The organism is Kitasatospora sp. CB02891 (assembly GCF_002803145.1).
Lineage (GTDB): Bacteria > Actinomycetota > Actinomycetes > Streptomycetales > Streptomycetaceae > Kitasatospora > Kitasatospora griseola.
On record NZ_NNBO01000012.1, the window covers coordinates 153,048 to 179,757 of the forward strand.

The window sequence follows — 26,710 nt, forward strand, 5'->3', positions numbered from 1 at the left end:
AGCTCGGTGACGCGTGTGGTGCGGCAGGTCATGTCCCGGCTGTGGCCGACCGAGTCTCGGCAGGGCGGATGTACTGAACTGCCGGCAGTGGACGCCCCTGAGGCCGCTGTTGGAGGTGGCGCCGCAGTGGACGAGGCTCGGGCGGTCGGGCGGGCGCAGCCGGCGCTGATCGCAGGCCGGGGTGCTGTTCAGGCGTGGGCGGGTTCCGGGGCGGGGTTTCGGGTTCGGGGGGTGCGTTCGTCGCGGGTGGTGGCTGCGGACACCGCGCATGCCGCCAGGGCGAGCGCTGCTGCCGCGAGCGGGAACCAGCGGCCGCCCAGGAGGCCGATCGCCGCCGAACCGGCGACGCCGCCGGCTGCTGTGCCCAGGTACAGGGCGCTGCTGTTGAGGGAGATCAGCAGCGGTGCGTTGGCCGGGTCGATGGACGCCAGGCGGTGCGGCAGGGCCACCGACACGGCCCAGCCCGCGAGCGGGACCACCAGGGCGTACCCGAGGGCCCCCGGCATGGAGCGGCCCAGCCACGGCAGGGCCGCGAACGCGGCCGCCGCGGCCGCCGAGCCGGTCAGCAGTACCCGGCGTACCCCGAGGCGGTCGACCAGGCGTCCGCCCAGCCAGCTGCCGGCCACCGACATCACGCCCGAGGTCAGCAGGATCACGCTCAGTCGGCCGCTGTCGCCGCCGGTGGCGCCGGAGACGGCGGTGGCCAGGTAGATGTAGACGCTCTGGAAGGCGAGGAAGAACACCAGCGTGGTGGCTGCCGCGCCGAGGACCCGGGGTCGGCCCAGCGGTGCGAGGCGTGCCCGCAGGGTGGGGGCGGCGGCGGGGGAGGGCAGGTCGCGCAGCAGGAGGGCCAGGCCGGCGAGCGCGGCCAGGCCGAGGGCGGTGACCAGCCACATCGTCAGTCGCCAGTCGGTGCGCCCGACCCAGGTGCCCAGCGGCACGCCCAGCGCGGTGGCCACCGTCATCCCGCCGAGCACGGTGGCCAGCGCCCGTCCGCGCCGCTCGGGGGCGACCAGGGTGGTGGCGACCGCGTTGGCGGTCGGCGTGTAGAGGGCGGCGCCGGCCGCCGCCAGCACCCGGGTGGCCAGCAGGAGTCCGTACGTGGGGGCGAGCGCGCTGAGCGCGTTGGCCGCGCTGAACACCGCGAGCGCGGTCAGTAGCAGGCGCCGGCGCGGCCAGCGGGCGGTGAACGTGGCCAGCACCGGGGCCAGCAGCGCGTAGCCGAGCGCGAAGACGGTGACCAACTGGCCGGCGGCCGGCACCGACACCTTCAGGTCGGCGGAGACCGGGCCGAGGATGCCGGCCACCACCATCGAGTCGGTGCCGACGGCGAAGGTGCCGAGGGCGAGCAGGAGCAGGCGTACGGGCATGGGAAGGCCCCCCGGGGCGCAGGAAACGGTTCGTCGTGCGGGCGGCAGCACTGCTGCACGCTCTGTTGGATATGCATGCAACAGTTGGACGCTCGTCAAACATTCGAGGATGGGTGGATGATTGTCAAACCATTCCGATCCCGACCCCGGCCCCGGCCCCGAGGAGCACGCGCCACCATGAGCGACACCGAGCGGCTTCCCCAGCCCGCCACCGCAGACATCGACCTCGTCACCGTCCTGCACGCCCTCGGCGACCCCGTGCGCATGACCCTGCTGCTCAGCTACGCCGACGGCGCCGAACACTCCTGCGACCCGCACGGCCTCGGCCTGGACCACCTCCACAAGTCGACCGTCTCCCACCACATGCGCGTCCTGCGCGAAGCGGGCGTCACCACCACCCGGGTGGCCGGCCGCAACCGCTTCGTCAGCCTGCGCCGCACCGACCTCGACGCCCGGTTCCCCGGCCTGCTCGACGCACTCCTCCCGGCCGCGGCCTCCTGACCGGCCGGGCCGCGGGCACGCTTCGCCGCGCTCCCGGTCCGGGCGCGGCCTCTCAGGACCGCACGGCGCCCGGGTGTCGCCGCGCGCCGATCACCCCCGAAGGATCGAGGCGTTCGAGCCGGGCCAGGCACTGCCCGATCGCGGCGGCCAGGTCCTCGGCGCTCTCCGGGTACTCCTCGGGCCCGGTGCACAGCAGCTCCTCGACGTTGCCCTCGCCGTCCTCGACGGCGACGGTGGCCTGCAGGTCGGTGCCGGCGGCGCCGAAGTCGACGGAGACGTGGAGGAGCAGCGTCAGGTCGTCCGCCAGCTCGATCAGCAGGCCGTCCGTGTAGGAGGCCTCGTCCGGCCGGTCCGAGTACTGCCAGGCCGGGCCCAGCGGCCGGCGCCCGTGCACCGCGCCGGCGGGGGCGTTCTCCTCCCAGGCGCGGGCCAGTGCCTTCAGGCGGAAGTGGGCATCGCGGAGCGCCACTGCCAGGGCGACCGCGGCCTGCCCGCTGGTGTTCATCAAGTCCGGTCCCGTTCCTCGTTGTTGACGGTGGGCGAAGCGCACCGTCGGGCTCGGGAACGGTTCCTGTGCCGACGGTCTCCGCATGCCAGCGAGCATAGGGCGTCCGTCCCACCCGCCCCCTGGTCACCACGGGTGGTGCGGCCTCACAATCGGCAGGATGAATCAGACGCGTACGACCTCAACCGACTGGTCCGGCCTGGCCCGTGGGCTCGACGGCACTCTGCTCCGGCCGGGGGAGGAGGGGTACGGGGTGGCCCGGCTGCCGTACAACTCCCGGTTCGAGGTGCATCCGCGGGCGGTGGTGTTCGCGCAGGGGGTCGAGGACGTGCGGGAGACGCTGGCCTTCGCCCGGCGGCACGGGCTGCCGTTGGCGGCCCGCAGCGGGAGCCACAGCTACGGGGGGTGGTCCACCAGCCCGGGGATCACCCTCGACCTGGGGCGGATGAACGCCGTCGCCACCGGGGCCGGGACGGCGACGATCGGCGGCGGTGCGCTGCTCATCGACGCCTACGACGCGCTGCTCGCCGAGAACCTGAGCATTCCGGCGGGGAGCTGTCCGACCGTCGGCATCGCCGGGTTGACGCTCGGCGGCGGGCTCGGATCGGTGTGCCGGGCCTACGGGTTGACGTGCGACCGGCTGGTCTCCGCCGTGGTGGTGACCGCGGACGGCCGGATCAGGCAGTGTTCGGCGGAGCGTGAGCCGGAGCTGTTCTGGGCGTTACGCGGTGGTGGGGGCGGGAACTTCGGGGTGGTCACCGGGTTCACCTTCCGGACGCACCCCACGACCGAGGTGACCAGGGCTTCGCTGCAATGGAGTTGGCGCGATGCGGCCCGGGTGGTGGACGCCTGGCAGCGCTGGGCGCCGACCCGCCCGGACGAGGAGTGGTCCTGTCTGGGGCTGAGCGCCGAGCCGACCGGCGGGTGCACGGTCGCGGTGAGCCTGTACGTCCTCGGTGACGGGCCGGACGTCGCCGACACCCTGGTCGCCGCCGTGGGGATCGAGCCGGTCGAGCAGCGCAGCGAGGTCATCTCGTACCGGGAGATGATCATGTCGATGACGGGCAGTCAGGGCACCGTTTCGCAACTCCACCTGACGGGCCGGACACCGGACGCGGTGCTCGACCGGCCGCCGTTCGTCGCGGCGTCCAACTTCTTCCCGGTCCACCTGCCGGCCGCGGGCATCCGCGCGCTGGTCGCCGCCGTCGCCCGCCGCGCGGCGGACGGCGGACCGGGCTACGTCCTGCTGGACAGCCTGCGCGGGGCCGTCGGCCGGGTGGCGCCCGACGCCACCGCGTTCGTCCACCGCGACGCGCTGTTCTCCGCGCAGTACCACTGCATGTTCGACCCCGGCACCCCGGCCGCCGCCCTGGACCGGGCGGCCCGCTGGCTGCGGGGCCTGCGGCGCGCGATGCGTCCGTGGGCCGGTGACAGCGCGTACGTCAACTACGCCGACCCGTACCTCGACGACTACGCCCGGGCCTACTACGGGGCCAACCTCCCGCGGCTCGTCGCCGTCAAGGCGGCCTACGACCCGGACGGGTTCTTCGACTTCCCGCAGGCCGTCCCACCTCGGCGGGCCGGTGCGTCGCCGAGGTAGGCTCACGGGCTGTGAACAGGCTGAACGAGGGCGGGAAGACGCGGCACCTGGTCCTTCACGACTACGGCATGGGGGGTCTGTGGTGGTGGGTGTGGGCGGGCTCGGCCCAGGAGATCGTCGAGGCGTGCGCCGAGGTCGAGGTGGTCACGGAACCGGACCTCGTGAAACGCGTCGAGACGTGGAGCGTGGCGGAGATCCACCTCGACGACCCGGAGCCGAATCCGCTGACCAGTTTCCGCGCCACGCGGGACGCCCAGCGCGGGCAGCCCGGGTTCGGCGCCCTGGTGGGGCGGGACCGGGTCTATCTGCGCTCGCCGGAAGGCGAGGACGGTGAGGTCTACCTGGACGAGCTCGGGCCGGACGGGCGGCGCGTGCGCCAGATCGAGCTCCGCGCCGACGGCGATGCGATCAGGACGACCGTCGAGGACTGGCTGTTCAACCCGCCGTCCGACCTCTACGACCCGCAGTACGCGGCGCTGGAGATCGGCCGGGACGAATTCGAGGACGCGTGGCGACGGGCGCGCCGCGAGCCCGCGGTGTGAGCGACCGCCGGTCCGGGGCGCCGGCCGGGCCCCCGACGAGGGGCGGCCCGGCCGGCGCCGGCTACCGACGGACCGGCATCACTTCAGGTGCCGGGCGAAGAAGCGCGCGCCGGCGTCGAGTTCGAAGTGCGGGACGCCGGTGTGCCCGCCCATGTTGGCGTGCAGGGTCTTCTCCTCGGAGCCGAAGGCGTCGAACAGGTTCAGGGCAGCCTGCCGGTCGTTGCCCTCGTCGTCCCACTGCAGCAGGACCTGCAGCGGGACGGTGACCCGGCGGGCCTCCTCGAACATCGCCCCGGGCACGAAACTCCCGGCGAACAGGTTGGCGGCCGCGATGCGCGGCTCGACCACCGCCAGCCGGATGCCGATGGAGATCACACCCCCCTCGTAGCCGACCGGGCCGCCGACCTCGGGCAGCGACAGACAGGCGTCCAGGGCGGCCTGCCACTCCGGGACGGCCTGCTCGACGAGCGGCAGCACCAGTGCGTCGACGATCTCGTCGCCGACCGGCTCGCCTGCGGCCAGCGCCCGGCGCAGGCTCGCGCGAGCCTGCTCGACGGCGGGCAGGAGGGGCCGCTCACCGCTGCCGGGGAGTTCGACGGTGGCCGCGGCGAAGCCGTACTCGGCCGCGTAGTGGCGGGCCCGCGCCGCGAGCCGGGGGTACATCCGGCGCAGCCCGAGCGGGGGATGGCCGATCAGGATCAGCGGCGCCGGTGCGGACGTCACGGCCGGCGTCCAGAGGATGCCGGGGATCTCGCCGAGGGTGAATTCGCGTTCGAGGACGCCGTCGTCGTGGCGCTGCTCGGAAGTGAAGTGCACGGTCGTGCCTTTCGGGAGTGCGGTTGAAACGGCGCTCCCGGACGACCTATCGTCCGACCGTGACCCCGGAGGGGAGCACCCACGTCGATATTGCGTTCACGGGTACCACCTCCACGTTCTCTCGCACGGCCTCCGGAAACCTAGCAGTGGCCTCGCCGCTGCGCCAAACGGTTTTTCGGCCGCCGGCCGTGCGGGACCTCGGACGACAACCGGAGGCGAGGACCGTGCTGGTGTGGATCAACGGACCGTTCGGCGGCGGCAAGACGCAGACCGCCCACAACCTGGCCCGCCGACTGCCGGGCGCCGCCGTCTGCGACCCCGAACAACTCGGCTTCGGCCTGCACCGCATGCTGCCGCCCGCGCTCCGCGGCGACTTCCAGGACCTGGCCGCATGGCGCACCGGGACCGTCGAGATGCTCGACCTCGCCGTCCGGCGCCACCCCGGCCCGGTGATCGTCCCGATGACCGTCACCGAGCCCGCACACTTCGCCGGGACCGTCGGCCGCCTGCGCGAACTCGGCCACGACGTACGGCACTTCACCCTGCTCGCCGACCGCGCCACGGTGCTGCGCCGCCTCGCCGAACGCGAACCCGTGCACCACCTGCGCCGCCTCGCCGGGCTGCCCGCGCCGGCACGCGGCGAGAGCTTCGCCGTCGGCCGCCTCGACGACAGCCTGCGCCGCCTCGCGGACCCCGCCTTCGCCACCCACCTGTACACCGACCGACTGACCATCACCCAGGCCGCCGACCGCATCGCCCACCTCGCCGGTCTGCACCCCGCGCCCGACACCGACACCGCCCTGCGCGCCACCCTCCGCCGAGCCGCCGTCAAGATCCGCCACCTGCGCCTCGACTGAGCGGACCTCGAAGCGGGACTGCGGGTCGGCGAGGGCCGATCCGGCGCGGGTTCCGCCGGGCGGCGGGCGCGAGCGGGGCGAGCCGATCCGGCAGGCGGCGCACCGACACCGGCCGCCGGGGACAGCGCCCAGGGCCGGTGTCGGAGAGCGGTCACCAGATGGGGGCGAGGAGTTCGCCGGTGGTGGCGTGGTGGACGGCGATGGCCTCGACGGGGCACATCTCGGCGGCCTCGGTGAGGGTGTGGGAAGGGTTGGCGGTGGGGTGGACGGGGGTGGCCCGGCCGTTGGGGCCGAGGGCGAGGGCGTCGGGGGCGGTGCGGGCGCAGAGGCCGCTGCCGATGCAGCGGGTCTGGTCGACCGTGACGACGACCGGGTCGGGGCTCACCAGGCCACGTCCAGACGCAGGGGGCTGCGGGTGAGCAGGCCGGTGCGCCAGGCGATGTCCTCGACGGGGGCGGCCAGGCGCAGGTCGGGGAGGACGCGGGCCAGGTGGTGCAGGCCGAGTTCGAGTTCCATCCGGGCCAGCCAGGCGCCGAGGCAGTGGTGCGGGCCGGCGCCGAAGGTCAGGGACGGGACGCCGAGGGGGGAGAACAGGTCGGCCGGGCCCGGCGGGTAGACGGCCGGGTCGTGGTTGGCGGAGCCCGCGTCGCAGGCGATGATCGCGCCCTCGGGGATCAGCACCCCGCCGATCTCCACGTCGGCGACGGCCCGGCGCAGCAGCCCGGGCGCGGAGGTGCGGTCGCCGAGCGGGACGGTGCGCAGGATCTGCTCGGTGGCCGCGGTCGCCGCCGACAGGTCCTCGCCGACCCGCCGCCAGGCGTCCGCGTGCTGCGGGTCGAGCAGGTACACCAGCGCGTTGCCGAAGCTGGTCATGGTGGTCTCGTGGCCGGCGATCACCAGGCCGATGGTCAGCGAGGTCAGCTGCTCCTCGGTGACCCCGCCGGTCTGGTCGGCGGCCTGCACCAGCGAACTCACCAGGTCCTCGCCGGGGTTCTCGCGGCGGGCCACCACCAGCTGGTAGCCGAACTCGCTGAACTCCCGGATGGCGGTGCGGATCTCGTCCGCGGTGTACGCCGTGGTGGACAGCGCGTGGTCGCTCCAGTGGCCGAGCCGGTCGATGTCCAGCCCTTCCAGCTCCATCAGCCGGCTGATCACCCGCACCGGCAGCGGCTTGGTGAGGGCGTCGACCACGTCCGCGGGCGAGCCGGAGGCGGCCAGCTCGTCGACCAACTCCCGCACCACGCCGTCCACCCAGGGTCGCCAGCGTTCGATCGCGCGGGGCGTGAACGCGCGCTGCACGGTTCGGCGGATCTGCTGGTGGTCGGGGCCGTCGCTGTTCAGCATCGACGCCGGGTCGTCCAGGATGTTCGGCGTCAGCGTCAGCGGCGGCGCGTCCGGCGCGTGCAGCGTGGCCCGGCCGAATCCGGGGTGCGCCAGCGCCTGCCGGACGTCCGCGTGCCGGCTCAGCACCCACACCGGGGTGCCGGTCGGCAGCGCCGCCTGCCTCGGCGGGCCGGGCTCGGCGTGCAGCAGGCAGTGCAGGGGCACCAGCGGCTGCGCGTCGGGGGCCTCGGGGTGCGCGGCGGTGGTCAATTCGGTCCTCCTGGCGAGTGGCTGCCGGCTGCCGACCGGCAGCCACTCCCGACCGTATGCGGTGCACCGGCCCCGCAGCAGCATGGAAACCAGCCACCCATGGAATCCCAACTGGTGGGCAGGAAACGGAAATTGGTTCGACGGAGTGAGGGGTCGTCAGGGAGCGACGACGGCCAGCGCCTCGATCTCGATCAGCAGGTCGGGCCGGAACAGCGCCACCACCTGCACCGCCGAACTCGCCGGCAGCCGCGCCGGGTCGACGTACGCCTCGCGGGCTTCCCGGACCGCCGGAAGGTACGCGATGTCGGTGACGAAAATGGTCAGCTTGACGACGTCCGCGAAGCCTGCACCGGCCGCCGTCAGGCAGCGGTCCAGGTTCGCGAACACCTGCCGGGCCTGCGCCCGCGGGTCGCCGTCGCCGACCACCCGGCCCTGCTCGTCGAGGGCGACCTGGCCGGAGACCTGGACCAGCCGGCCGGTGGCGGCGACCACGTGGGTGTAGTTGGCGGCCGGGGCGACACCCGGCGGCTCGGTGATGTGGGTGAGGTGCGAGGAGCTCATGGCGATCATCCTCGCCCAGCCGGGCCGCCCGGCGCACCCCGATTCGGGCCGCGTCAGTCCTCGACCTGCGGCAGCTCGCGCAGGAACGGCCGGTCGCTGCCGGGGAGTCGGCCGAGCGGGCCGGCCGCCCGCAGCACCACGTCCAGCACCGCGTCCGGGTCGCACGCGTAACCACCGCTCGCCCAGGCCGCGTTGGCCTCCACCACCGCCCAACCACCGGGCGTGCGGCCGACGTCCACCACCGCCGCGCTCGGCAGCGGCGCGCACTCGGCGGCGGCCGCCAGCACCTCGGCGGCGAACACCGACAGCTCCTGGGCGTCCGACTCCGGTGCGCCGAAGGACAGTTCGCCGTCGCGGGAGTAGCAAGAGGCCGCCCGCACCGCGCCGTCCAGGACGAACAACCGGTACTCGACGGCGAATCGCACCACCTCGCTGACCAGCACCGGCACGTCGCCGTCCAGCAGTTCCGGGCCCGGCAGGTCGCCGCCGCGGTCGTACACCCGGGCCGCGAAGTGCTTGTCCGCCGGGGCCTTCACGAAGGCCGGCCCGGACAGCCGGCGGGCCGCCGCGAGGGTCGTCAACTCGACGGTGCGACCCGTCAGTTCACGGGGCAGCGCGGACAGCCAGTCGGCCGACGGCTCCAGCAGGCCCAGCCCGAGCGCCCCGCCGACCGCGTCCGCGAACAGCGGGCCGCCGTACAGGTGGACCTGCTGCCCGCTCAGCTCCTGCGGCGCCCGCCAGGAGGCCGCCGTGAACGCCCGCAGGCCGCGCCGGCCCGCGGCGGTGCGCAGCTGCAGGCCGGTCTCGTCGATCCGCGGCGCGAGCAGCAGAGTGGCGGTGGTGGAAGTGGTCATGGCGGCGATCATGACGTGTCGACAGGCCTCCTGGCCAGGGGACTTACCCGGTCGGGAGGTTCGTCGGAGCGGGCCTGACCGGGCTCAGCAGGCGGGCGGACGCTCCGGGCAGTCCCAGTCGCCGGCGTCGACCGGCGCGCCCGCCCCGTCGGTCGGGTGCTGGCAGGCGCCGTGCGGCCGCACCGTGACCGGATCCGGCCGACGAGCGACCGAGAACAGCTCGTGCGGGCGGAGCGGGCCCGCCCACGGGCCGCCCTCGTCCGGCGCGGGGGCGACCAACGCGAACACCCCACCCGGTGGAATCCAGCAGGCGTCCGTCCACGGCTCCACCGTCAACTCCGGCGCGGAACCACCACCGTCGTCCACCAGCAGCCGTGCCGTTCGACCCTCGACGGCCATGCTCGGTCCCCTCCCGCGTCCGGCCGCCCCGTGCCCCGGGACGGTGTGCCAGCCACCGGCGGCCGGGCGGGCCACCGGGTGGCTCAGAGGGTACGGCGCATCGCCAGCCGCGGCCAGCGGTCCAGTCCGTGCGCCGCCTCCCGCGCCCGCACCTCGCGCAACTCCGGCCCGAGCAGGTCTTCCGGCACCGGCCGGAACCCGCAACGCTCGTAGTACGGCGCGTTCCACGGCACCTCGGCGAACGTCGTCAGCGTCAGCGCGGGCAGCCCCTCCGCCCGCGCCACCTCCGCCGCGTGCTCCAGCAGCGCCCGCCCGACGCCCCGGCGTGCCGCGTCCGGATGCACCGACACCTGCTCCACGTGCAACGCGTCGTCCACCCGCTCGGCGATCAGGTACGCCACCGGACGGTCCTCGTCGTCCACCGCCACCCAGGCCTGCCCCGCCTCGACGAAACGCGTCAACTCCTCGACGGACAGCGGCTCGTCCTCCGCGATCTCCGCCATCCCCACCTGGTGGAACCACCGGCCGGCGGCCCGCTCGATCTCCTGAAGCACCGACAGTTCCGCGACCTGCACCGTTCGTACCTTCATGCGCCCATTGTGCCCGGCCCCGACGCCCGGCCCCGACGCCCGGTTCCGTCAGGCCGGCGGCTCGGCGGCGAGGCGGCCGGAGCGGATCGCGGCGAGCAGGGCCGCGTGGTCGGCCTCGGAGCGGTCGGCGTAGGCGACGGCGAACGCGGCCAGGGCCTCGTCCAGTCGGTCGTCCTTGCCGCAGTAGCCGGCGATCAGGGCCGCGTCGGCGGTGTGGGCGTGGGCCCGGGCCAGCAGGGCGCCGGTCAGCCGACCGTAGTCGTCCAACTGGTCGGGCGTCAGGGCGACCGGATCCACGCTGCCCTTGCGATTGCGGAACTGGCGTACCTGGTAGGGGAGTCCGGCCACGGTGGTCCAGCCCATCAGCGGATCCGACACCACCTGCATGCGCTTCTGCCCGAGCACCACCCGGCGGCCCTCGTGCCCGCCCTCCGCCGGTACCGGGAACCCGGCCCGCACCAGGTGCGGCAGCAGCACCGACGGGCGGGCCTCCTTCACCTGGAGCACCAGCGGCCCGCCCCGGCGGTCCGTCAGCAGCACCACGTACGAGCGGGTGCCGACACTGCCCGTGCCGACCACCCGGAACGCCACGTCCTGCACCCGGAACCGGGCCAGCAGCGGATGCAGCTCCGCCGGCACCGTGTGCCGGTACGAGGCCAGCGAGTCCGCTATCAAACGGGCCTGACGGTCCGTCAGCTCGGCGAGGATCGGCGGGGCCGGCGTGAACCGCCAACCCCCGTCCTCGGTACGGACGGTGGAGCGGGCCGCGAACTTCACGCCGGTGTTGCGCAGCGCCTTCGCCGACACCGCCGCCAGCACCTCGCTCAGCTCGTGCGCGCCGGCGAACTCCACCAACTGGTGGTCCGCGATGGCGTCCCAGGCGTTCCACGCGTCCAGCGCCGGCAGCTTCGCCAACCGCCGCATCGTCCGCCGGTACGTCGCCGCCGCGTCGAACGCCGCCCGGCGGCAGGCGGGTTCGTCCGCGCCCAGCTGTCGGCCCGCCAGCACCAGGCTCGCCACCAGCCGCTTCAGGTCCCACTCCCACGGGCCGGGCACCGTCTCGTCGAAGTCGTTCAGGTCCAACGCCAACCGGCCCCGGGCATCCCCGTACAGGCCGAAGTTGGCCGCGTGCGCATCCCCGCACAGCTGCGCCGTGACACCGCTCACCGGCGTGGTCGCCAGATCGTGCGCCATCAGGCCGGCCGAACCGCGCAGGAACGCGAACGGCGACGCCGCCATCCGCCCCACCCGCAGCGGCACCAGCTGCGGCAGACGGCCCGCGTTCGCCGACTCCACCGCCGCCACCACCTCCGGCCGCGCCGCCGACGAAACCAGCAGGGCGTGCGACTCCAGCGGCACTTGTTCGCGCAGCAGCTTCCCGCGCCGCTTCGGGCCCTCCGCCGACAGCACCGGATCCACCTCCGCCCACTGCCCGGCCGGCTCCCGGCCCGGGAACGCCGAACCCTCCCCCGCGAACCCGTCCACCGTGAACTCCCGTGCGAACGAGGAAAGTTGCCCGCCCTCCCCGACCTCCACCGCCGACACCCCGGACTCCCTCCGCCACCGCGCCACACCCGACAGGGACCGCCCCCACCAGCGGTGACGCTACCCGGCCCGGCCCGCACCCCCGCCGGGCGGGTCCGTCGCCGGCTGCCGAACACCCGGCCGTACCATGCCGACATGGCACACGACATCCACAACCTCGACCCCGCGTACCTCGCCTTCTGGCGCGACTACCACCTGTGCACGCTCACCACGCTGCGCCCCGACGGCAGCCCGCACGTCGTGCCCGTCGGCGCGACCTTCGACCCCGGGACCGGGATCGCGCGAGTCATCAGCAGCAGGGAGAGCCGGAAGGTCCGCAACGTGCTGGCCGCCGGCGAGGCCGGGCAGCGGGTCGCCATCTGCCAGGTCGACCGGGCCCGGTGGGCCACCCTGGAAGGCCGCGCCGTGATCCGCCAGGACGCCGCCTCGGTCGCCGACGCCGAACGCCGCTACGCCGAGCGCTACCGGCAGCCGCGCGAGAACCCCGAGCGGGTGGTCATCGAGATCACCGTCGACCGGGCCCTCGGCCGCGCCTGAGCGCCTTCGGGCCTGGGCGTCTTCGGGCTTGAGCGTCTTCGGGCTTGGGCGTCTTCTGGCCCGGGCCGGCGGTCCGGAGGCCGTCAGGCCCGGGCGGTGACGACGTGGAAGGTGACGGTGGCCAGGAACGGGCCGGCGGCGAGATGCGCCAGCCAGCGGTCGGCGTCGGAAGCGGACAGGTAGCCGGCCGCGACGGCGCGGCGGGTGACCCGTTGCAGGCCGAGCACCCGGTCGGCGGTGGCCACCTCGCGGAACACCGGAGTCAGCGGGTGGACGTCGACCACCTCGAACCCGGCCTCGGCCGCCAGCCGCGGCAGTTGACTGCCGATCCGGGCGTTGCGCACCGCATGGTCGGTGACGTACCGGGTGTACGCGGCCGTCAGCGACGGCTCCGGGTGATCGACCGTCAAGGTCCCCCAGTCCGGCTCGCCCAGCACCAGCAGGCCACCGGGGCGCAGCACCCGGTGGGCCTCGCGCAGGGCGAGCGCCGGCTCCGCGACGTGCTGCAGCACGCGGTCGGCCCGTGCCCGGTCGCAACTCGCGTCCGCCATCGGCAGATCGTGCACGTCGGCGAGCCGCACCGCGACCTGGAACAGGTGCGCCGTCCGGTCGGTGGCCGCGTCCGCCGCCTCCCGGTCGTGGTCCACCCCGTACACGGAGCCCTCCGCGCCGACCGCCTCGGCCAGCGCCGCCAGATCCGTGCCCGGGCCGCACCCCAGGTCCACCACCGTGTGACCGCGTTCGGCGGCGAGCGCCGTGAGCATCGTCGCCTTGTAGTGCAGACCCGGATCCGAGACGGCCAGTCGATCCAGGTAGGCGATCGGGTCGGGCGGCACGGTCTCGAACACACGGGAGGTCATGACCGGAAGTCAATCAAACCCGGACCCGCCAGGGGAAGCGTCTTCCCCCAGGACAAGGGGCGTACGCCGGGGAGGCCAGGGAGGTCGACGGGGGAGCGGCGGCGCGCTCCCGGCCCCGGCGGGACCGGCCTCAGGAACCCGACGGCAGTGGGACGGTGAGCCGGGTCTCCGAGTCGAACGTCCGCGCCGCGTCGAAGGTTCCCGTCAAGTCGGGGTGACGGCCCAGCAGTTCGTGCGCCTGCGCGAGCGCGGCCGGCTCCAGGCGACGGGTCAGACCGAGATGCGGCATCCAACGGCCGGGCAGATACCGCGGATCGGGATCCGGTGCGGATGCCAGCAGGCGCCACACCTCGCGGTGCAGCTCCACCAGCGCCGGGCTCGGCACCACGCCCCAGGTCAGCACCCGTCGCCGGCTGCGCGCGGCGAACGACAGCAGACCGGCGAACCGCACCTCCAACGGCAGCGCGCCCGCCAGCAGTTCACCCAGCTCGGCGAGCCGCTCCGGCTCGATCGCGCCGCACGCCGCCAAGGTCAGGTGCGGCCGGTGCGCCGGATGCGGAAGGTCCGCCAACGAATCCACCCCGCCGTCGGCCAGTTGCCGCCACACCGTCCGGACCGCCCGGTCCAGCGCCGGTGCACAGGTCAACTCGATGGTCCGCATCCCCCCACGGTAAGGCCCGCCCCGGCCGTACCCGTGAGCGCCCCGTGTGATGGGCTGTCCGGATGCGCACCGTTGACCCGTCCCCGCCGCACCGACCCTTGAGCGGCAGTGAACTGATGGACCGTCGGGAGGGGTGGAAGGCCCGGGCCGGCTGGGTGTCGGCCGCCGTGGCGGTCCTCGGGTCGGGTCTGGTCGTCCCCGGCCTGCTGCCGGCCGCCGCCGGGGCGCTGCTCGGCGGTGCGCTCTACACCGCGCTGCTGCACACGCTGCTGATGGCCGCCGCGCCGCGCCTGCGGCCGTGGACGGCCGGCGCCGCCGCGCTCGCCGCCGGCTGGGCCGTCGAACTGTTCCAGCTCACCGGCGTCCCCGAGTCGCTCGCCGCCCGCAGCCGACTGGCCCGGCTCGCCCTCGGCACCACCTTCGACGCCTCCGACCTGCTCGGCTACACCCTCGGCGCACTCGCCGCCGTTGCGGCCCACCTCGCCGCGCGCCGCCTCGCCCGGCGGATCGCCCGTCGGACAGCCCGCCGCCCGGCGGCGGGGCGCGCCCGGCAGGTCGGGTAGCGGCGGGTAGGTCGGGTAGCGGCAGGTCGGGCAACGGCCGGGGCAAGCGCGGCGTGTCGGGCGGGCGCGCGGTACGACGCGCCCGAGGGCAGATGGGTACATTTGGGACATTCGGGAGCAGAACCAGGCTTCGCGCGTCCACGCACAGAAGGCCGAACCGCCTTCGGAAAGGGTCTCCATGTACCCCGCCCTCAGCCCCGCCGTCCTCGCCGAGCTGCGCCGGCCGCGCCCGTACCCGGCGGTGTCGATCCTGATGCCCACGCACCGGCGGGAGCCGGACAACGCGCAGGACCCGGTCCGGCTGCGCAACCTGGTGGCCGAGGCGAAGGAACGGGTCCAGAACGACCCCGCGGTCGACCGCGCCGTCCGGATCGACGTCCTGGGACAGCTCGACAAGGCCCTCACCGAGGTCGACCTGGTGCACGCCGAGGACGGCCTGGCGATCCTCGCCGCGCCCGGCGAACACCAGGTGTGGTCACTCGGCCGTACCGCCCCCGCCCGGGTGGTCCTGTCCGACACCTTCCTGACCCGCAACCTGGTCGCCGCGCAGATCGCCGAACGCCCGCACTGGGTGCTCGCCGTCGCCGCCGACCGGGTGGTGCTGTGGGGCGGCACCCAGGAACGCGTCACCGAGGAGAAGGCGTACGGCTTCCCGCTGGTCCGCGAGTACGACAACCCCGACCCGGAACGCCAGGAGCAGATCGGCGACACCCCCAGCACCTTCCGCGACGAGGAGACCAAGACGTTCCTCCGGCAGGCCGACACCGAGATCGGCAAGGTGCTCGCCGCCGACCCCCGCCCGCTCTACGTGGTCGGCGACGCGCCCGCGCTCGCCCTGCTGGACGCCGTCGGCCCGATGGCCAAGGAATCCAGCGCGCAGCTCCCGCACGGCGGCCTCGCCCAGGGCGGCGCCGAGACCGTCCGCCAGGTGGTCGAACCCGCCGTCCGCGCCCACGCCGACCAGGAGATCTCCGACGCGCTCGCGCAGCTCGACAAGGCGCGCGGCCGCAAGGCCTTCGCGGCCGGCCTGGACGAGGTCTGGCAGACCGTCGGCGAGGGCCGGATCGCCCTGCTGGTCGTCGAGGAGAACTTCCGCACCACCGTCCGCGACGACGGCGACCACCTGGTGCCCGCCGAGGCCGACCAGCCCGGCGCCCGCGAGGACATCGTCGACGAGGTCATCGAACGCGCGCTGGACGCGGGCGCCAAGGTCAGCTTCGTCCCGGACGGGACCCTCTCGGACGCGGGGCGGATCGCGGCGGACCTGCGCTACTGACGCTGCGAAACAGGGGCGCGTGGAGGGCATCCCCCGGGAGGCACCGCCACGCGCCCCTGACGGTGCAGCCCCCGGTTGTGCTCGCCTCTCAGCCCGTGGACGCCCCGAGGATCGTGCCGACCGCGTAGGTCACGCCCATCGCGATGCCGCCGCCCAGGACGTTGCGCAGCACCGCCCGGCGCGGGTCCGCGCCGCCGAGGCGGGCGCTCGCCCAGCCCGTCACCACCAGGGCCGCCAGGACCGCGACCACCGTGATCCACACGCGGTGGGTGGGCGGCGGCAGGACGATCGCCAGCAGCGGCAGCAGCGCGCCCACCGTGAACGCGGCGAAGGAGGCCCACGCGGCGTGCCAGGGATCGGTCAACGCCTCGGGGTCGATGCCGAGTTCGGTCTCCGCGTGGGCGGCCAGCGCGTCGTGCGCGGTGAGCTGCACCGCGACCTGGTGCGCCAGTTCCGGGTCCAGGCCCTTCGCCTCGTACAGGCCGGCCAGTTCGGCGAGCTCCGCCTCCGGCGTCAGGTGCAGCTCCCGCCGCTCCATGGCCAGCGCCGCCTGCTCGGCGTCCCGCTGGGTGCTCACCGACACGTACTCGCCCGCCGCCATCGACAGCGAGCCCGCCAGCAGGCCCGCCAGACCCGCCGTCAGCAGTTCGGTGGAGGTGGCGTTCGCACCCGCCACACCCACGACCAGGCCTGCCGTCGACACCACGCCGTCGTTCGCGCCCAGCACTGCTGCCCGCAGCCAGTTCAACCGGTCGCCCAGCGCACCGCTGTGCGCCTCACCGTGCTCGATCGGGCCCTGCCCCTGAGAAGCCGTCATGACCCCAGTCTGCCCGCCGACCGCCCGACAGACCCGCAGCGGCGGCGGGACGCCGGGGAGCGCGTCGCGAGGAGGTGCGGAGTTCTAGGCGGCGGACAGCCGGCGGGTCAGCTCGCGGTGCACCTGGCGGGTGGTCAGGCCCAAGGTGTGCAGGGCGAGACGGCCCGGTCCCGAGGCATCCGACTCCAGGACGGCCAGCAGCAGGCGCTCGGTGAGCAGGCCCGCCCCGGCCGACGGGTCGGCGAGGCGCTGGTGGACCCGCGCCGCGCCCGCGGCGAACGGCGGGAACTCGCCGCGCGGCACCGGCGGCAGCGGCCAGGCGTGGTCCTCCCAGGCCTGCACCAGCGCGGACTCCCACGCCTGCTGCGACACGCCCAGGCCCGCGAGCACCGCGGGCGCCGTGCCGTCGGCCGCCGTCAGCGCCAGCAGCAGGTGGCCGGTGTTGGTCTCGCGGTGGCCCAGCAGCCGGGCCCGCTGCCGGGCCTCGTCCAGCAGCGCGTCCGTCTCGTCCTCCGCCGCCTGGGCCTCCTCGGAGCGGGCGCCGGCCGCCCCCGCCGGGCCCGCCGTCGCGAGGCAGTGCTCCACCAGTCGGTGGCCCAGCTCGGTCAACTCCCGTGCCAGCCGGTGCGCGTACGCGATCCGCTCGACGTCCGGGGTCCCGGCCGTCTCGGCGTCGACCCGGGCCACCCACCCCGCAAGATCCAGATCTGTCATGTCCACCAGGCTGCCCGGGGCTCCGCCGCCCGGTCAAACCGGCCGAGGAATGGTCAACGGCGGCTCACCGCAGTGCCATCAGAGCGTGGTCGGGTCCGGATTGCCCTGCGGGCTGCCGGTCCACCAGTTCCCCGGCGCCTGCGGATCGCTGCTGGTCCAGTACTCGACGATCGCGGTGACGAACTCCGCCGGGGACAGCGCGCCGTCGCCGTCCCGGTCCAGGTGCGCGAACGCGGTGTCGGCGTCGACGCGACGCAGCTGCGGGAAGTGGCCGCGCTGGAAGAGGAAGAACTCGTCCTGGTCCACCACCCCGTTGCCGTCCGCGTCCGCCACCGCCAGGAACGCCCGGGCCAGCCCGCCGAGCGCCGCCTCGGCCGCCGCCGGATCGTCGGCCAGCGCCGCGGTCGACTCCAGGAACTGCGCCCGTCTCATCGCCCGTGCCCCGTCGGGCAGTTGGGGCAGGTGCACCTCGCGCCAGATCGTCAGGTACGCGTCCACCACCCGCTTCTCCTGCGGCGACCCGGCCGGGTGGCCCAGTGAACGCGCCACCGACTGGCCCATCAGGACGTGGTCCTGCTCGGTGAGCAGGCCGTCGCCGTCCGCGTCGAGGTGGTCGAAGCCGTGGCTGATCTTGGCGATGAGCAGGTCCTCGGACACTGATGACCCTCCGCTGGCAATGAATTGACGGAGAGTCAGTTTAGGGGCCGCGTCAACGGGCGGGGCACGGAGGGTGTGATCGGCGCTTGACCTCAAGCCGACTTGAACTTCTAGGCTCGGCCGCATCGACCTGAGACCAGGGGAGGACCCGGCCATGGAGTACACGCACAGCGACGCCGAACTGATCAAGCAGCCCATCGGGTACTGGAGTTGGGCGGCCTACAACGCCGTCGTCACCCGCACCCGCGGGGCGCTGGCCGAGCTCGGCACCACGCAGCCGCAGTGGTGGGTGCTCGCCCAGCTCGCGCACGCCACCGAACCGCGCAGCCGCACCGAGATCTCCGACCTGCTGAGCGGCTACCTCGACGCCGGGCCGGAGGCGATGGAGGCCGAGATCGACCTGACCGTCGAACGCGGCTGGGTCACCCAGTCCGCCGACGGCCTGCTCGCCCTGACACCCGGGGGCCGGGCGCTGTTCACCGAGGCCGCCGCCCGCCAGGACGAACTGTGGGCCGAACGGCACCGGGACATCTCCGACGAGGAGTACCTGACCACGATGAAGGTCCTGCAGCGGTTCATCCACAACACCGGCGGCCGGGCCTGGCACCACTGACCGCCCGCCGCCCGCCGCCCGCCGCCCGCCGGTCGCCCGGCGGTAGGGTCGGACGGACCACACCGCCGTGCCCGGGAGCTGCCGATGCGTCACGCCGACGATCCGACCGACACCCGGATCAGGACCCACGGGCGCGTCGCCACCACGCTCGCCCTGCTCGGCGACCGGCAGCTGGGCGAACTGCTCGACGCCGCGGGCGGGTCGGGGCCCGTCGCCGCCGGGATCGGCGGCCGGGCGGGCGCGGTGGAGGTCGACGGCACCCGGGTCTTCGTCAAACGGGTGCCGCTCACCGACCTGGAACTCGAACCGGCCCACGTCCGCAGCACCGCCAACCTGTTCGAGCTGCCCGGGTTCTACCAGTACGGCATCGGCTCCACCGGCTTCGGCGCCTGGCGCGAGCTCGCCGCCCACACCCTCACCACCCACTGGGTGCTCGACGGCGCCTACGAGGGCTTCCCGCTGATGCACCACTGGCGCGTGCTGCCCGACACCCCGCCGACCGGCTTCATGGACGAGTTCGGCGGAGTCGACGGCGCCGTCGCCCACTGGGACGGGCACCCGGCCGTCCGCAGGCGGCTGGAGGCGCTGGCCGGCGCCTCGCACAGCCTGGTGCTGTTCCTCGAACACCTGCCGCACACCCTCGCCGACTGGCTCCACGACCATCCCGACCGCACCGGCGCCCCGCAGCTGTGGGCGGCCGAGGAACTGGCCCGCGGCACCCGGTTCATGAACGAACGCGGCTTCCTGCACTTCGACGCGCACTTCCGGAACGTGCTCACCGACGGCCGCCTGATCGCGTTCGCCGACTTCGGCCTCGCCCTCGCCGAACGCTTCGACCTCACCCCGGCCGAGCACCGCTTCCTCGCCGACCACCGCGGCTACGATCGGCACTACACCGCCGCCCACCTGCTCCAGCACCACCTGCTGGACCGCTACCGCGGCGAGCGCGAACGCACCGACTTCCTGCGCGCCTGGCTCGCCGGACACCGCCCCGCCACCGTGCCCGGACCCGCCGCCACCCTGCTCGACCGGCACGCCCCGACCGCCATGGCGCTGGACGGGTTCCACCGCCGCCTGCTGGGGGAGAGCAAGCTCACGCCCTACCCGCGGGCCGAACTCGAACGGGCGGCGACCGACCGGCGAGCCGTCAGGCCTTGACGAGCTCGCCGGACTTCGCCCAGTTGTCGTGCAGCCGGTCCAGGTACGACCGGGCCTCCGGGCCCGGGTTCGCGCCGCGCGCGAACGCCAGCATGTTGCCGGCGCCCGTGTTGTAGCCGAGCGCCATCAGCTCGTTCCGGTTGTACGACCCCGCCCACTTCGCGGGCAGCTGGGCCCCCAGGTCGTGCAGGTGCCAGGCCGCCGCCTGCACCGCCAGCGCCGGATCGTCCGGCAGGTCCTCCCACGGCCGGGCGGCGAACGACCGGTTGCGGCGGCACTCCTCATACGCGGCGCGGTGCATGTTGGCGATGCCGAACGAGGCCTCCGGCTTCATCTTCTGCCAGGCCCGCTCGACGTCCGGCCCGTGCGGCTTGTACGACTCGTTGAACAGGATCGCCATCACCAGCTGCGGGTCGACCCCCGCCTCGGCGGCGTACTTGCGCACCTCCGGGACGAACCGCGGCGGCGAGTAGTCGGCCGAGCCGCGCGGCGTCGACGAGGAGTCGGGCGAGGGCGTGCCCGCCGACGGGGCCGGGGCGGAGGCGGCGGGCGGGGCCCCGGCCGCCGGGGCCGCGGAGTCGCCGCCGCGTTCGTACAGCCAGATGCCGAGCACCGCCAGGGCCAGCACCGCCCACGGCCATTTCGCGCCGCGCTCCGCCACCGCCGGGCCTCCTTCTGTCCGGGTCCGCCTGCCCGGCCACCGGTCCGTCGCCGACCGGCGGCCGTGTCCTGCCGACGGCCTGCTGCGTTCTGCCAGGTGTCGCCCGCGGCGGGCGGCCCGCCGCGACGACCTGGGGGTGAGCTTACGTACCCGGAATGAATTTGTATGCTTCGCTCCAACCTCTACATGCGTGTAGAGGAACCGGACGGCGTCCGGTGTGCGTCTGTCAGGCCGAACCGGCCGAACGTCGCACCGGCGACGCGGCAGTGGACAAGGGGTGACCATGACCGGGCGAAGGCCGGCGCGCTCGCGCGGCGCGACACCGCTGTGGCGGGACGAGTACGGGCAGCAGGCGCCGACGCCCCCCGGACCGAGCGGGACGTCCATGCCGACGCAGCGGGCCGGACGGCGGCAGCCGGAGGGCGCGCGCCGTGCCTCCGGGCGGCAGTCGGAAAACGCTTACCGCGAGCCCGGGCGACGCGTCACCGAGCAGCGCCGGACCGGGGCGCAGCGGCGGTCCGGCGAGGGGCGCCCGGCCGCGGCCCCGCGGGCCGAGCGGCGCCGGTCGGCGGCCGCGTCCTCGAACCGGATGCCCGCGGTGCTGCCGGCGCTCGGACTGCCCGTGCTCGGGGCGCTCGCCGACGAACTGTTCGGCGGCGGACTCGGCTGGCTCTACTCGACGTGCGCGGTGCTCGGCGCGGGCATGGCCGCGCTGGTCGCGACCCGGCGCGGCTGGTGGTGGATCGTCAGCGGCGCGCCGGTGGTCACGCTGACGGTCGCCTGCGCCGTCGACTACCTGGCGCGCAGCGACCGCTACCAGGGCGCCGGACTCGCCACCCAGGGCCTGCGGCTGGTCAGCGGTCAGTTCTGGCCGATGGTCGCCGCCGTCGCCGCGGCGCTGCTCGCCACCGTCGTCCGCACCCGCCGCACCCGGAAGGCCCACCATGGCTGAGCAACGCAGCGCCCGACGGGGCGGCGCCCGCCCGTCCCGCCCCGCCCCCCTGGTGATCGCCGGCCGCACCGTCGCCTGCGGCGTCTCGCTGGCCGTGCTCGCCGTCAGCGGCTTCGCCTGGTACACCGTCAACGACCTGAACGGCGTCACCCGCTCGCACGCCCTGGACGAGGCGAAGAAGAACGCCCCCAAGCACCTCGACAAGTCCATCAACCTGCTGCTGATCGGCCTGGACAGCCGAAAGGACATGGACGGCAACGACCTGCCGAAGGAGTTCGTCCAGGACGAACTGCACGCCGGCTCCAGCGAGATCGGCGGCTACAACACCAACTCGCTGATCGTGCTGCACATCCCGCCCAGCGGAAAGGTGCAGGCGGTGTCCATCCCGCGCGACGACTGGGTGCAGACGTACGGCGCGGACGGCAAGATGCACAAGATCAAGGAGGCGTACGGGTACGCCAAGGACGCCGCCGAGCAGAAGCTGCGCGCCAAGGGCGTCAAGGGCGCCGACCTGGAGCACCAGAGCCGCGAGGCCGGGCGCTCCGCCACCATCCAGACCGTGCAGAAGCTGCTCGACATCCCGATCGACCACTTCGCCGAGGTCAACCTGCTCGGCTTCTACGACATCGCCAAGGCCGTCCAGCCGATCACCGTCTGCCTGAACAAGCCCGTCAACGACCCGATCGTCTCCCGGGTCACCGACAGCAAGGGCAACGTGATCCGGCCCGGCGGCGGCACCGGCCTGCAACTGCCCGCCGGCGAGAGCCAGTTGGACGCCGCCCAGGCGCTCTCCTTCGTCCGCCAGCGGCACAACCTCACCAACGGCGACCTCGACCGCACCCACCGCCAGCAGGCCTTCATCGCCTCCGTCGAGTACAAGCTCAAGCAGCAGGGCGTGATGGACGACCTCGGCAAGATGCAGTCGCTGCTCGACGTGGTCAAGAAGGACGTGGTGATAGACGACGACTGGCAGATCCTCGACTTCGCCCAGCAGGCGCCCAACCTGACCGGCGGCAACGTCGAGTTCAACACCCTGCCGATCGACAAGTTCGCGAACATCGGCGGCCAGGAGGTCAACCAGGTCGACCCGGGCAAGCTGCGACGCATCGTCAAGCAACTGTTCGGCCAGGCCGCCGCCGACCCCGCGCCCGCGCCCGCCGCCACGACCGACGCACCCGACGCCGCGCCGCCCGCCAACGCCGCCGACACCACCGTCGACGTGCTCAACGGCTCGCCCGTCACCGGCGCGGCCGCCGACGAGTCCAAGGCGCTGACCGCGCTCGGCTACCGGGCCGGAAAGGCCACCAACTCCGACACCAGGCCGAAGAGCACCACCGTCAAGTACGGCGCCGGGGCCAAGGACGCCGCCCAGCAGATCGCCACCCGCTACGGCGCCACCGCCACCGCCTCGACCGCCGTCCTCGCCGGCCACGTCCAGATCACCCTCGGCACCGAGTACACCGCCCCCGGCGGGACGCCCACCGCCGGCGCCGACCCCAACCCCGCCGCGACGCTCCAGATGCAGGGCCCGCCGGTCAAGGCCGGGGGAGTGCCCTGCGTGGACTGACTCCCGCCCGGAGCCCGCAGGGACGAGAGAAGGCCCCCGCCGAAGCAGCGGGGGCCTTCCGGTCGGTCGAGGGGGCGGGCTACCAGGGCGTGGCGGCCTTCACCAGCAGCAGCAGCGCCACCGCCGCGTTCAGCGCGAAGACCGCGGAGGCCGCCGTGCCCGCCGCCGCGACCATCGCCGCCAGACCGGCCGGACTGGCCGGCGGCGGCCAGGACTCGCCCAGGGCCGGGCTGAGCAGGGCCGTCACCCGGCGGGGGACCGGCCCCGGGGCGGCGAACGCCGCGAACGACGGGGCCGGCCCCGCGGAGCGCGTCACCAGCGCCGCCCGGGCCACCGCGCGGGCCGTCAACCGGCGGTCGCCCACCGAACCCGCGGCCTCCTCGTCCGCCCACCGCTCCGTCGCGTAGCCGACCGCCTTCTGCAGCGGCCGCAGGAACGGGTTGACGCAGCTCGCCAACTGCGCCGCCAACAGGTAGCGGTGGTGACGGTTCGCCAGGTGCGAGCGCTCGTGCGCCAACAGCGCCCGCTGCTCGTCCGCGTCCAGGCTGTCCATCATCGCCGTCGACACCACCACCCGGCCCGGCACGCCCGGCACCGCGTACGCGTACGGCTCCGGGTCCGGCAGCACCACCAGGTCCGAGTCCAGCGGCATCGGCGCCAGCGCCCGTTGCGCCCGCGCCCGGATCCGCAGATGACGGCGCAACGAGCGCGAACACGCCGTCAATACCGTCACCAGGCCGACGACCGCGGCCGTGCCCACCTCCTCGTGGAACGGCACCGCCGTCCGGATCTCCGGATCCGACCAGCTGTCCGGCAGCGGGTTGCCCGGAATCTGCGCGGTGCCCACCACGAACAGCAGCCCCAGCGCCAGCGTGCTGCACACCGCCATCGACACGCCGATCCAGCTCAGCAGCCGCACCGCGCGACGCGGGTGCAGATGGTGCTCCGCCAGCCGCGCGATCGGCCACGACGTCAACGGCAGCACCAGCGGGAGGAAGACGAAGAAGCCCATGGCTCAGCCCCCGCCGCCCCGGCCCGTGCCGCTCCCCGGCGGGTCCGCCGCGTTCAGCAGCGACCGCAGCAGCTGCTCGTCCTCGGGCGTCAACGCCGTCACGAAACTCGCCAGCACCGCGTCCCGGTCCGGCTCGGTGTCGAGCAGCCGGCGCATCCGGCGGGCCGTCAGACCCGCCGCCGCGTCCGCCGCCGCCGACCACACGTACGCCCGCCCGACCCGGCTGCGCGACACCGCCTGCTTCGCCAGCAGCCGCGACAGGATCGTCATCACCGTGGTGTACGCCAGCTCGCCGCCCAGCTGCTCCTGCACCCAGGACGCCGTCACCGGCCCCGGCGCGCCGTGCAGCACCGTGAGCACCTCGGTCGCCAGCTCACCCTGGCCGCGGCGCCGCCGGCCGCCCTCCTCGCCGTCACCGGACTCGCCCATCTCCGGATCGGGGCCCGCCAACTCCATCGGAGACTCCCTCCGCCGCGGCCGCCCCGCGCTCGACTCGGACTGTTCACCCCCATCCTAGGGGCCGCCCACCCGGCGGGACGGAGCGGGAAAGCGTTTGCCGACCACGAACGAACAGTTGACCGAGGACCCGCTATGGTGTGCGGCACCCGCGGTGATCATGTCTCGCCGCGCCCTCCCCCCACCTCGTTCCGCCCTGTTCCGCCCAGGAGAGCCCCGTGTCGCACCGCCGCGCCCGCGCATCGTCCCGCCGCCCCCGGGGCCGCCGTGCCGTCCTGCTCTCCGCCGCCACCGTCCTGGTCATCGGCAGCGGCGTCGCCGCCCTCGCCGCGACCACCAAGGACCACCCCGCCCCGCGGGCCGCCGAACCCGCCGCGAGCGCCCCCACCGACCCGGACACCGCACCCGCGCCCGGCGACAGCGCCTCCCCATCCGCGTCCCCCTCCACCTCGGCCTCCCCGTCGGCCTCCGCCTCCGCGAAGCCCTCCGGATCCGCCTCCCCCTCGGCCTCCGCCGGAGCCACCGCCCCCGCGGCCGCCCGCAACGCCGCACCGGCCGCCAAGCCCGGAACCGCCCCCGCGACGTTCACCGGACTCGCCTTCGACACCTGCACCGCACCCCCGCTCGCCACCATGAACGCCTGGTACGGCACCTCCCCCTACGGCGCCGCCGCCGTCTACATCGGCGGCAAGAACCGCGGCTGCGCCCAGCCCCAGCTCACCGCCGGCTGGGTCGGCTCCGTCACCAACACCGGCTGGAAGCTCGTCCCGCTGTACGTCGGCGCGCAGCCCCCGTGCCAGACCGGCAACAGCCCCGAGAAGCTCACCGCCGACACCGCCACCACGCTCGGCACCAGCGACGGCAACGACGCCGTCGCCAAGGCCGCCGCCCTCGGCATGCGCGCCGGCAGCACCCTCTACCTCGACGTCGAGGCGTACAACACCGCCGACACCGGCTGCGCCGACGCCGTCCTCGCCTACACCCAGTCCTGGAACCGCGCCGTGCACAACTCCGGCTACTGGGCCGGGTTCTACGGCTTCGCCTCGTCCAGCGCCGCCGGCATCGCCCAGGCCGCCGGGGCCGGCGCCGCCGACCTGCCCGACGCCCTCTGGTACGCCCGCTACGACGGCGCCGCCGACACCACCGGCAGCTTCCCGTTCGCCGGCGGCCTGTACACCGGCCACCGCCGGGCCCACCAGTACCAGGTCAACCAGAAGGAGACCTACGGCGGCGCCGCCCTCACCGTCGACCGCAACGCCTGGGACGCGCCCGTCGCCGTCGTCGGCTGACGGCCCGTCGGGGCAGGGGAGGCGGCGATGCCGGGGTGCGCTAGCGTGCCGCTGTGAACAGCGAACCCACGGACCCCGGCACCCTGTCGGCCATGGACAGCACCGCCGGATACGCCGACGCCGCCGAAGCCCTGGTCGAACAGTACGAGAGCGTGAGCTTCGCGGAGGTCCACCGCGAGGTGCTCCACCTGTTCCCGACCCGGCCCGCCGCCGTGCTCGACATCGGCGCGGGCAGCGGACGCGACGCCGCCGCCCTCGCCGCCGCCGGGCACCGCGTCACCGCCGTCGAACCCACCGCCGCGATGCGCGAACTCGCCCGCGCCCGGCACGCCCGGCACGCCGTCGACTGGGTCGACGACGCCCTCCCGCAGCTGCCCGAACTCACCGCCCGCGCCGACCGCTACGAGCTGATCCTGCTCACCGCCGTCTGGATGCACCTCGACGCCGAACAGCGCGCCGCCGCCATGGCCACCCTGGCCCGCCTGCTCGCCGACGGCGGCCGGATCGTCCTCTCGCTGCGCCACGGCCCGGTGCCGCCCGGCCGCCGGATGTTCCCGGTCGGCGCACCCGAGACGGTCGCCCTGGCCCGCGCCAACGGGCTGGCGCCGCTGCACCTCGCCCACCGCGAGGACCCGCACGCCAGGGCCGGCGTCAGCTGGACCTACCTCGCGCTGCACGCCGCCGACGAGCCGTCAGCCGCCGTCCCCGGGGCGCGGGACGGGCAGGGCCTGGCGGGAGACGGCGTCAGCAGGTCGTAAGGTGGAGACGCCCGGCGCCCGGCGGGTCGGCCGCGCGGCGTCGGCACCCATGACCGGCACGGCCCCGACGGCCGAGCACCGAGGGAAGGACGACCTGCGCCATGGCAGCTGACATCCGGGTGGAGCCCCTGGGCGACCGCGAATACCTGGTCCGGGTCGAGCAGGGCTCGGCCCAGGCCTCCACCCAGGTCCGGGTCACCGACGGCGTGTTCGACCGGACCGGGCTCCCGGAGGTCGAGGAGGGGCGCGTGGTGCACGAGACCGTGGCGTTCCTGATCGAGCGTCAGCCCGTGATCGACATTCCTCCGATGATCGACCTGGACGACCTCGCGGACGCCTACGGCGACAGCTACCTGGAGGAGCTGGAGCGCCGCCTCGGCAGCCGCTGAGCCGGACCCTGGGCGGAGGCTCGGGCAGCCGCTGAGC

The 26,710-nt window shown here is 74.5% G+C and carries 32 protein-coding genes; 14 read left to right on the plus strand and 18 right to left on the minus strand.

The window, feature by feature from the left end:
• Positions 1 to 188: 188 nt before the first annotated feature.
• Positions 189 to 1,370, minus strand: a complete 1,182-nt coding sequence (locus CG736_RS25195; RefSeq protein ID WP_100588456.1) for an MFS transporter — start codon at positions 1,368 to 1,370, stop codon at positions 189 to 191.
• A 177-nt stretch (positions 1,371 to 1,547) separates the two neighbouring features.
• On the opposite strand from CG736_RS25195, the gene CG736_RS25200 reads away from it, so the two are divergent.
• Complete coding sequence (locus CG736_RS25200; RefSeq protein WP_043907255.1) at positions 1,548 to 1,871, plus strand: helix-turn-helix transcriptional regulator; 324 nt, start codon at positions 1,548 to 1,550, stop codon at positions 1,869 to 1,871.
• 52 nt (positions 1,872 to 1,923) lie between these two features.
• On the opposite strand, the gene CG736_RS25205 is transcribed toward CG736_RS25200, so the two are convergent.
• Positions 1,924 to 2,376 carry a hypothetical protein gene (locus tag CG736_RS25205; protein WP_100588457.1) on the minus strand — a complete coding sequence of 151 codons (453 nt, stop codon included), beginning with the start codon at positions 2,374 to 2,376 and terminating at the stop codon, positions 1,924 to 1,926.
• Between the two features lie 160 nt (positions 2,377 to 2,536).
• Here CG736_RS25205 and CG736_RS25210 point away from each other — a divergent pair, with 160 nt between their 5' ends.
• Both CG736_RS25210 and CG736_RS25215 read left to right on the plus strand, forming a co-directional pair.
• Positions 2,537 to 3,976: an FAD-binding oxidoreductase gene (locus CG736_RS25210; RefSeq protein ID WP_198520604.1), complete on the plus strand. Its 1,440-nt coding sequence runs from the start codon at positions 2,537 to 2,539 to the stop codon at positions 3,974 to 3,976.
• An 11-nt stretch (positions 3,977 to 3,987) separates the two neighbouring features.
• The gene (locus tag CG736_RS25215) at positions 3,988 to 4,518 is read left to right on the plus strand and encodes a hypothetical protein (protein ID WP_232734162.1); all 531 of its coding nucleotides are present in this window, start codon (positions 3,988 to 3,990) and stop codon (positions 4,516 to 4,518) included.
• A gap of 78 nt (positions 4,519 to 4,596) precedes the next feature.
• On the opposite strand, the gene CG736_RS25220 is transcribed toward CG736_RS25215, so the two are convergent.
• Positions 4,597 to 5,334: an alpha/beta hydrolase gene (locus CG736_RS25220; protein WP_100588459.1), complete on the minus strand. Its 738-nt coding sequence runs from the start codon at positions 5,332 to 5,334 to the stop codon at positions 4,597 to 4,599.
• A 224-nt stretch (positions 5,335 to 5,558) separates the two neighbouring features.
• Here CG736_RS25220 and CG736_RS25225 point away from each other — a divergent pair, with 224 nt between their 5' ends.
• The gene (locus tag CG736_RS25225; RefSeq protein ID WP_100588460.1) at positions 5,559 to 6,191 is read left to right on the plus strand and encodes an AAA family ATPase; all 633 of its coding nucleotides are present in this window, start codon (positions 5,559 to 5,561) and stop codon (positions 6,189 to 6,191) included.
• Between the two features lie 151 nt (positions 6,192 to 6,342).
• Here the strand turns inward: CG736_RS25225 and CG736_RS25230 are convergent, their stop codons facing one another.
• The 7 genes from CG736_RS25230 to CG736_RS25260 form a co-directional block, all read right to left on the minus strand.
• Entirely contained in the window at positions 6,343 to 6,576 is a 234-nt protein-coding gene (locus CG736_RS25230) for a ferredoxin (protein WP_100588461.1), read from the minus strand.
• Positions 6,573 to 7,784: a cytochrome P450 gene (locus CG736_RS25235; RefSeq protein WP_232734163.1), complete on the minus strand. Its 1,212-nt coding sequence runs from the start codon at positions 7,782 to 7,784 to the stop codon at positions 6,573 to 6,575. The genes CG736_RS25230 and CG736_RS25235 overlap by 4 nt, the downstream gene beginning before the upstream one ends.
• A 156-nt stretch (positions 7,785 to 7,940) precedes the next feature.
• Positions 7,941 to 8,345 (minus strand): RidA family protein, encoded by a 405-nt coding sequence (locus tag CG736_RS25240; RefSeq protein WP_100588463.1) that lies wholly within the window; start codon positions 8,343 to 8,345, stop codon positions 7,941 to 7,943.
• A 53-nt stretch (positions 8,346 to 8,398) separates the two neighbouring features.
• Positions 8,399 to 9,199 carry an ATP-grasp domain-containing protein gene (locus CG736_RS25245; RefSeq protein WP_232734164.1) on the minus strand — a complete coding sequence of 267 codons (801 nt, stop codon included), beginning with the start codon at positions 9,197 to 9,199 and terminating at the stop codon, positions 8,399 to 8,401.
• 84 nt (positions 9,200 to 9,283) lie between these two features.
• Entirely contained in the window at positions 9,284 to 9,598 is a 315-nt protein-coding gene (locus CG736_RS36510; protein WP_157815725.1) for a hypothetical protein, read from the minus strand.
• Between the two features lie 83 nt (positions 9,599 to 9,681).
• Positions 9,682 to 10,188, minus strand: a complete 507-nt coding sequence (locus tag CG736_RS25255; RefSeq protein ID WP_100588466.1) for a GNAT family N-acetyltransferase — start codon at positions 10,186 to 10,188, stop codon at positions 9,682 to 9,684.
• A gap of 48 nt (positions 10,189 to 10,236) precedes the next feature.
• The gene (locus tag CG736_RS25260) at positions 10,237 to 11,733 is read right to left on the minus strand and encodes a DUF2252 domain-containing protein (protein ID WP_369880455.1); all 1,497 of its coding nucleotides are present in this window, start codon (positions 11,731 to 11,733) and stop codon (positions 10,237 to 10,239) included.
• Between the two features lie 135 nt (positions 11,734 to 11,868).
• Here CG736_RS25260 and CG736_RS25265 point away from each other — a divergent pair, with 135 nt between their 5' ends.
• Positions 11,869 to 12,270 (plus strand): pyridoxamine 5'-phosphate oxidase family protein, encoded by a 402-nt coding sequence (locus CG736_RS25265; protein ID WP_100588553.1) that lies wholly within the window; start codon positions 11,869 to 11,871, stop codon positions 12,268 to 12,270.
• Positions 12,271 to 12,353: 83 nt separating this feature from the next.
• On the opposite strand, the gene CG736_RS25270 is transcribed toward CG736_RS25265, so the two are convergent.
• Both CG736_RS25270 and CG736_RS25275 read right to left on the minus strand, forming a co-directional pair.
• A complete protein-coding gene (locus tag CG736_RS25270) occupies positions 12,354 to 13,130 on the minus strand; it encodes a methyltransferase domain-containing protein (RefSeq protein WP_100588467.1) in 777 nt (258 codons plus the stop codon).
• Between the two features lie 130 nt (positions 13,131 to 13,260).
• Positions 13,261 to 13,791 (minus strand): 2'-5' RNA ligase family protein, encoded by a 531-nt coding sequence (locus tag CG736_RS25275; protein WP_100588468.1) that lies wholly within the window; start codon positions 13,789 to 13,791, stop codon positions 13,261 to 13,263.
• 116 nt (positions 13,792 to 13,907) lie between these two features.
• Between CG736_RS25275 and CG736_RS25280 the strand changes: the two genes are divergently transcribed.
• Both CG736_RS25280 and CG736_RS25285 read left to right on the plus strand, forming a co-directional pair.
• A complete protein-coding gene (locus CG736_RS25280) occupies positions 13,908 to 14,354 on the plus strand; it encodes a DUF2809 domain-containing protein (RefSeq protein WP_157815726.1) in 447 nt (148 codons plus the stop codon).
• Positions 14,355 to 14,532: 178 nt separating this feature from the next.
• A complete protein-coding gene (locus CG736_RS25285) occupies positions 14,533 to 15,630 on the plus strand; it encodes a chemotaxis protein (protein ID WP_100588470.1) in 1,098 nt (365 codons plus the stop codon).
• A gap of 88 nt (positions 15,631 to 15,718) precedes the next feature.
• Here the strand turns inward: CG736_RS25285 and CG736_RS25290 are convergent, their stop codons facing one another.
• The 3 genes from CG736_RS25290 to CG736_RS25300 form a co-directional block, all read right to left on the minus strand.
• Positions 15,719 to 16,447 (minus strand): VIT family protein, encoded by a 729-nt coding sequence (locus tag CG736_RS25290; RefSeq protein WP_100588471.1) that lies wholly within the window; start codon positions 16,445 to 16,447, stop codon positions 15,719 to 15,721.
• Between the two features lie 84 nt (positions 16,448 to 16,531).
• On the minus strand, positions 16,532 to 17,161 hold the full coding sequence (locus CG736_RS25295; protein ID WP_100588472.1) for a Clp protease N-terminal domain-containing protein: 630 nt from the start codon (positions 17,159 to 17,161) through the stop codon (positions 16,532 to 16,534).
• Positions 17,162 to 17,239: 78 nt separating this feature from the next.
• Complete coding sequence (locus CG736_RS25300) at positions 17,240 to 17,818, minus strand: EF-hand domain-containing protein (protein WP_100588473.1); 579 nt, start codon at positions 17,816 to 17,818, stop codon at positions 17,240 to 17,242.
• A gap of 154 nt (positions 17,819 to 17,972) precedes the next feature.
• Between CG736_RS25300 and CG736_RS25305 the strand changes: the two genes are divergently transcribed.
• Both CG736_RS25305 and CG736_RS25310 read left to right on the plus strand, forming a co-directional pair.
• On the plus strand, positions 17,973 to 18,431 hold the full coding sequence (locus CG736_RS25305; RefSeq protein ID WP_100588474.1) for a MarR family winged helix-turn-helix transcriptional regulator: 459 nt from the start codon (positions 17,973 to 17,975) through the stop codon (positions 18,429 to 18,431).
• 84 nt (positions 18,432 to 18,515) lie between these two features.
• Positions 18,516 to 19,589 carry a protein kinase gene (locus CG736_RS25310; protein WP_100588475.1) on the plus strand — a complete coding sequence of 358 codons (1,074 nt, stop codon included), beginning with the start codon at positions 18,516 to 18,518 and terminating at the stop codon, positions 19,587 to 19,589.
• On the opposite strand, the gene CG736_RS25315 is transcribed toward CG736_RS25310, so the two are convergent.
• Positions 19,579 to 20,250 (minus strand): transglycosylase SLT domain-containing protein, encoded by a 672-nt coding sequence (locus CG736_RS25315; RefSeq protein WP_232734165.1) that lies wholly within the window; start codon positions 20,248 to 20,250, stop codon positions 19,579 to 19,581. The genes CG736_RS25310 and CG736_RS25315 overlap by 11 nt on opposite strands.
• 283 nt (positions 20,251 to 20,533) lie before the next feature.
• Between CG736_RS25315 and CG736_RS37190 the strand changes: the two genes are divergently transcribed.
• Together CG736_RS37190 and CG736_RS25325 are read left to right on the plus strand one after the other, a co-directional pair.
• A complete protein-coding gene (locus CG736_RS37190) occupies positions 20,534 to 21,202 on the plus strand; it encodes a DUF6542 domain-containing protein (RefSeq protein WP_198520612.1) in 669 nt (222 codons plus the stop codon).
• The gene (locus CG736_RS25325; protein WP_100588477.1) at positions 21,195 to 22,769 is read left to right on the plus strand and encodes an LCP family protein; all 1,575 of its coding nucleotides are present in this window, start codon (positions 21,195 to 21,197) and stop codon (positions 22,767 to 22,769) included. Before CG736_RS37190 ends, CG736_RS25325 begins: the two co-directional genes overlap by 8 nt.
• Before the next feature lie 79 nt (positions 22,770 to 22,848).
• On the opposite strand, the gene CG736_RS25330 is transcribed toward CG736_RS25325, so the two are convergent.
• Both CG736_RS25330 and CG736_RS25335 read right to left on the minus strand, forming a co-directional pair.
• Entirely contained in the window at positions 22,849 to 23,781 is a 933-nt protein-coding gene (locus CG736_RS25330) for a M56 family metallopeptidase (protein ID WP_100588478.1), read from the minus strand.
• Between the two features lie 3 nt (positions 23,782 to 23,784).
• Positions 23,785 to 24,237: a BlaI/MecI/CopY family transcriptional regulator gene (locus CG736_RS25335; protein WP_100588479.1), complete on the minus strand. Its 453-nt coding sequence runs from the start codon at positions 24,235 to 24,237 to the stop codon at positions 23,785 to 23,787.
• 218 nt (positions 24,238 to 24,455) lie between these two features.
• Between CG736_RS25335 and CG736_RS25345 the strand changes: the two genes are divergently transcribed.
• The 3 genes from CG736_RS25345 to CG736_RS25355 all read left to right on the plus strand — a co-directional run bounded on the left by CG736_RS25345 (position 24,456) and on the right by CG736_RS25355 (position 26,673).
• On the plus strand, positions 24,456 to 25,526 hold the full coding sequence (locus tag CG736_RS25345) for a glycoside hydrolase domain-containing protein (protein ID WP_369880462.1): 1,071 nt from the start codon (positions 24,456 to 24,458) through the stop codon (positions 25,524 to 25,526).
• Positions 25,527 to 25,579: 53 nt separating this feature from the next.
• Complete coding sequence (locus CG736_RS25350) at positions 25,580 to 26,284, plus strand: bifunctional 2-polyprenyl-6-hydroxyphenol methylase/3-demethylubiquinol 3-O-methyltransferase UbiG (RefSeq protein ID WP_232734166.1); 705 nt, start codon at positions 25,580 to 25,582, stop codon at positions 26,282 to 26,284.
• Between the two features lie 101 nt (positions 26,285 to 26,385).
• The gene (locus CG736_RS25355) at positions 26,386 to 26,673 is read left to right on the plus strand and encodes a hypothetical protein (protein WP_100588482.1); all 288 of its coding nucleotides are present in this window, start codon (positions 26,386 to 26,388) and stop codon (positions 26,671 to 26,673) included.
• The last annotated feature ends 37 nt before the right edge of the window (positions 26,674 to 26,710 follow it).